The sequence below is a fragment of the Sphingomonas zeicaulis genome, assembly GCF_050433225.1.
In the GTDB taxonomy this organism is placed as follows: domain Bacteria; phylum Pseudomonadota; class Alphaproteobacteria; order Sphingomonadales; family Sphingomonadaceae; genus Sphingomonas_D; species Sphingomonas_D zeicaulis.
The window spans coordinates 1-3,150 of sequence record NZ_JBNPXQ010000024.1; the positions used below are offsets into that span (position 1 = coordinate 1).

Genomic DNA, 3,150 nt, shown 5'->3' on the forward strand with positions numbered 1-3,150 from the left:
AGCGCTGGCTCCCGCTTGTGAAAGCGACGATGTCGTCGCGGAGCCAGTGTGAGGGCACTTGCCCGATGACAGTCGATAATTCCCCCTTCGGTTGCGACGAGATGCGGCAGTCCGGTCGTCCATCCCGCCTTCCACGCGTTCACGCGGAGGAGCCTCACGATGAGCATTCCGACATCACGGAGTGAGATCGAGGCTTCGGCTCAGATGTCCCGGCTCGGGATCACGCGCGTCCCCGCCGATCAGTTTCATTACAAGGGTTTCCGCTACACCCGGCTCGCCGACGCCGTTGCGCAGGCAGAGCGGGACGCCGCGCTCTCAACGCCCCTTTCCGACACATAGAAGGATCAAACGGCATGGCCAAAAGTCAGCGCAAGGGCAGCAAGGAAGCCCGCAAGCCGAAAAAGCCGGCACCGCCCAAGCCCAATGCATCTCAGCCTTCGCAAAAAGGGACGTTACCCAATCTGCTGAAGAGCTGATCGCCGCCTCGAATATTTCCTCCCACGAAAGGTCGGCCGCCATGTATCCGTCATCCATTCTCTGCCGTGCGCAAGAAAAGCTGCAGCGAAATCGTGCCGCGGCGACGCCGCTGGCGAATATTCGCTCTGTCGCTGAAAAAGCCGCTGCCGCCTGGAACCTCGAAGCCGTGCAGGCGGAAAAGCGCGAACAGCGTCAGGATCGTACGCGCATTATCGCGCTGGAGCTTGCCGACACCAAAAGGGAGCAGCGCGAACAGCGCGACCGATCATTCAGCGAGAATCCGGATCGCGGATTCCCCAATCCGTGATCACCGGATGACCGTCCTCGGCATCCGCCATCGCACCACCTATCGCTATAGGGAGCCCGTTAGCCTCGGGCCGCATCGCCTGATGCTGCGTCCGCGCGAAAGCCGCGACATAAGGCTGATCGCGTTCGACATCAGCATTACGCCCAGCGCGCGCCTCACCTGGGGACAGGACGTGTACGGAAACACCGTCGTCGCCGCGACGTTCTCGGAAATGACCGACAGCCTCGTGGTCGAAAGTGTCGCGCAGGTACGCATCGATGCCGCAGAGTGGCCGGTGTTCGACATCTCGGCATCTGCCATCTCCTATCCCTTTTTCTATTCCGATGACGAATGGGCCGAACTGGGCGTGCTCGCCGTCCCCTGCCATGCCGATCCCACGGGCCGCCTTGGCACTTGGGCGCGTTCGTTCGTGCGCGGCAGTCCCACCGATACATTGTCGCTGCTGAAGGATCTGAGCGCCGGCGTCGCCTCGGGCACCGTCTATCAGACCCGTGACGAGGAGGGCACCCAGCCGCCATTGCAGACGCTGGAGCGCGGCATGGGCTCTTGTCGGGATTTCGCGCTCCTTTTCGTGGAGGCGGCGCGGATGCTCGGCTTCGGCGCGCGATTGATCTCCGGCTATGTCCACAACAGCGATGGCGATCTGGCAGGCGTGGCTGGAAGCGGAACCACCCATGCCTGGGCCGAAATCTATCTGCCGGGCGCAGGCTGGATCGCCTTCGATCCTACCAATCACGGGTTCGGCGGCCACAACCTCGTGCCCGTCGCCGTCGTGCGCGACATGGTTTACGCGGTACCCGTCGCCGGCAGCTATGTCGGGGATCCCGATGCGTTCGAGGCAATGACGATCGCCGTTTCCGTAACCGACAAACCCTGGCCCCTGCGGATAGCATAGTGCCGCCTGGCGCAGACCATGCTATAATGCGCCATCACCCGGTTCCTATTGCGAGCAATCCCGTGACAGAGAGACGAATGCGCTCTCGCTTGCCGAACGGGAGCAGTTCCTATGAACGCCACCATCTATTTCCAGGATCGTCTGGACGCCTCGATCCGCCTTATGAAAGCGGCAAGCGATCCTTGTGTGCGCAAGGCGCATGAGGGTTTCGTGGAAGGTTATCGTGCGCGCCTTGCCGAAAGCCGCATCCCCGTCAAACCCTATCAGCCGGCTGGCCGGGATGGTGCGGCCCACGCTTCCGGGATGCGCCGCCGCGATCGCGGGTCGTCCGGCGGGCCGCGATGACCGGCATTCGCACAACCCGGTCGTCGGTCATTTTCAGGTCGCCGTTCCGGCTGAAGGGCTTCAGCAAGCCGGAGCCGGCGGGCGTCTATGCCGTCGAAACCGACGAGGACGTGATCGAGGGCAATGACCATACGACCTATGTGCGTGTGGCCACTTTGCTCCACATCGAAACCGGCGGTACGATCCGTACCGTGACGGTCGATCCGGCCGACCTTCAGGCAGCGCTTGAGCGGGATATGACGTCGTCGCACCGCCTGCCCCTGCAAACTGGAAGTTCCAAGGATCCTGATTCAAAGTCCTTTCCAGGTCAGGTCGCTTGAAGGATGCTCCGGTAGATCGGCTCCTCAAGCGCTTGACCGGTGCCTCTTGCGACACACGTCAGCGGATCCTCGGCGACCGTGACCGGAAGCCCCGTCGCATCCCGCAGCATTTCATCGATGCCGTGAAGAAGCGCGACGCCGCCGGTTAGGACGATTCCGCGATCGACGATATCCGCGGCAAGTTCCGGGGCCGTATGTTCCAGTGCCGTGCGCACCACCTCCACAATAGCCGCAAGGGATTCGGCAAGAGCGTCCGCGATTTGCGCCTGACTTATGGCCACCTCCTTGGGCACGCCATTGACGAGATCGCGCCCCTTTATGCGAAGCTCCACACCGTGGCCATCGGCGGGCATTCGAGCGGTGCCGACCGCATTCTTGATCCGTTCGGCGGTGCCTTCGCCGATCAGCAGGTTGTGGTTGCGGCGGACATAGGACGAGATCGCGTCATCCATCTTGTCCCCGCCGACGCGCACGGATGTGGAATAGGCGAGTCCGCGCAGCGCCAGCACCGCGACCTCTGTCGTGCCGCCGCCGATGTCGACCACCATCGATCCCACAGGTTCGGCGACTGGCAAGCCGGCGCCGATGGCGGCTGCCATCGGCTCTTCTATCAACCAGACGCTCGATGCGCCCGCGTTTGACGTCGCATCGCGGATGGCGCGGCGCTCGACCGACGTTGAACTCGAGGGCACGCAGACGACGATCTCCGGCCAGCGAGGCAGACGCCGGGCGCCATGCACCTTCTGGATGAAATGCTTGATCATCTGCTCGGCGACTTCGATGTCGGAGATGACGCCATCGCGGAT

6 protein-coding genes are annotated in these 3,150 nt (G+C 62.9%); 5 read left to right on the top strand and 1 reads right to left on the bottom strand.

Annotated elements, in window-relative coordinates; translation table 11 throughout:
• Window positions 1–159 precede the first annotated feature (159 nt).
• The 5 genes from FHS96_RS29335 to FHS96_RS29355 all read left to right on the top strand — a co-directional run bounded on the left by FHS96_RS29335 (window position 160) and on the right by FHS96_RS29355 (window position 2,344).
• Window positions 160–339: a hypothetical protein gene (locus FHS96_RS29335; RefSeq protein ID WP_429600400.1), complete on the top strand. Its 180-nt coding sequence runs from the start codon at window positions 160–162 to the stop codon at window positions 337–339.
• Between the two features lie 14 nt (window positions 340–353).
• Window positions 354–476 (top strand): hypothetical protein, encoded by a 123-nt coding sequence (locus tag FHS96_RS29340; RefSeq protein WP_429600402.1) that lies wholly within the window; start codon window positions 354–356, stop codon window positions 474–476.
• Window positions 477–517: 41 nt separating this feature from the next.
• Window positions 518–784: a hypothetical protein gene (locus FHS96_RS29345; RefSeq protein ID WP_429600405.1), complete on the top strand. Its 267-nt coding sequence runs from the start codon at window positions 518–520 to the stop codon at window positions 782–784.
• 7 nt (window positions 785–791) lie between these two features.
• Window positions 792–1,679, top strand: a complete 888-nt coding sequence (locus FHS96_RS29350) for a transglutaminase family protein (RefSeq protein ID WP_429600408.1) — start codon at window positions 792–794, stop codon at window positions 1,677–1,679.
• A 341-nt stretch (window positions 1,680–2,020) separates the two neighbouring features.
• On the top strand, window positions 2,021–2,344 hold the full coding sequence (locus tag FHS96_RS29355) for a hypothetical protein (RefSeq protein WP_429600410.1): 324 nt from the start codon (window positions 2,021–2,023) through the stop codon (window positions 2,342–2,344).
• Here the strand turns inward: FHS96_RS29355 and FHS96_RS29360 are convergent.
• Window positions 2,332–3,150 (bottom strand): rod shape-determining protein (locus FHS96_RS29360; protein WP_429600413.1); only part of this gene is annotated, 819 nt, incomplete at its 5' end. The genes FHS96_RS29355 and FHS96_RS29360 overlap by 13 nt on opposite strands.

Excerpts from the sequence above, each read along its gene's own strand:
- FHS96_RS29340 (WP_429600402.1), top strand. The coding sequence starts at position 354 with ATGGCCAAAAGTCAGCGCAAGGGCAGCAAGGAAGCCCGCAAGCCGAAA.
- FHS96_RS29355 (WP_429600410.1), top strand. The coding sequence starts at position 2,021 with ATGACCGGCATTCGCACAACCCGGTCGTCGGTCATTTTCAGGTCGCCG.
- FHS96_RS29345 (WP_429600405.1), top strand. The coding sequence starts at position 518 with ATGTATCCGTCATCCATTCTCTGCCGTGCGCAAGAAAAGCTGCAGCGA.
- FHS96_RS29335 (WP_429600400.1), top strand. The coding sequence starts at position 160 with ATGAGCATTCCGACATCACGGAGTGAGATCGAGGCTTCGGCTCAGATG.
- FHS96_RS29350 (WP_429600408.1), top strand. The coding sequence starts at position 792 with ATGACCGTCCTCGGCATCCGCCATCGCACCACCTATCGCTATAGGGAG.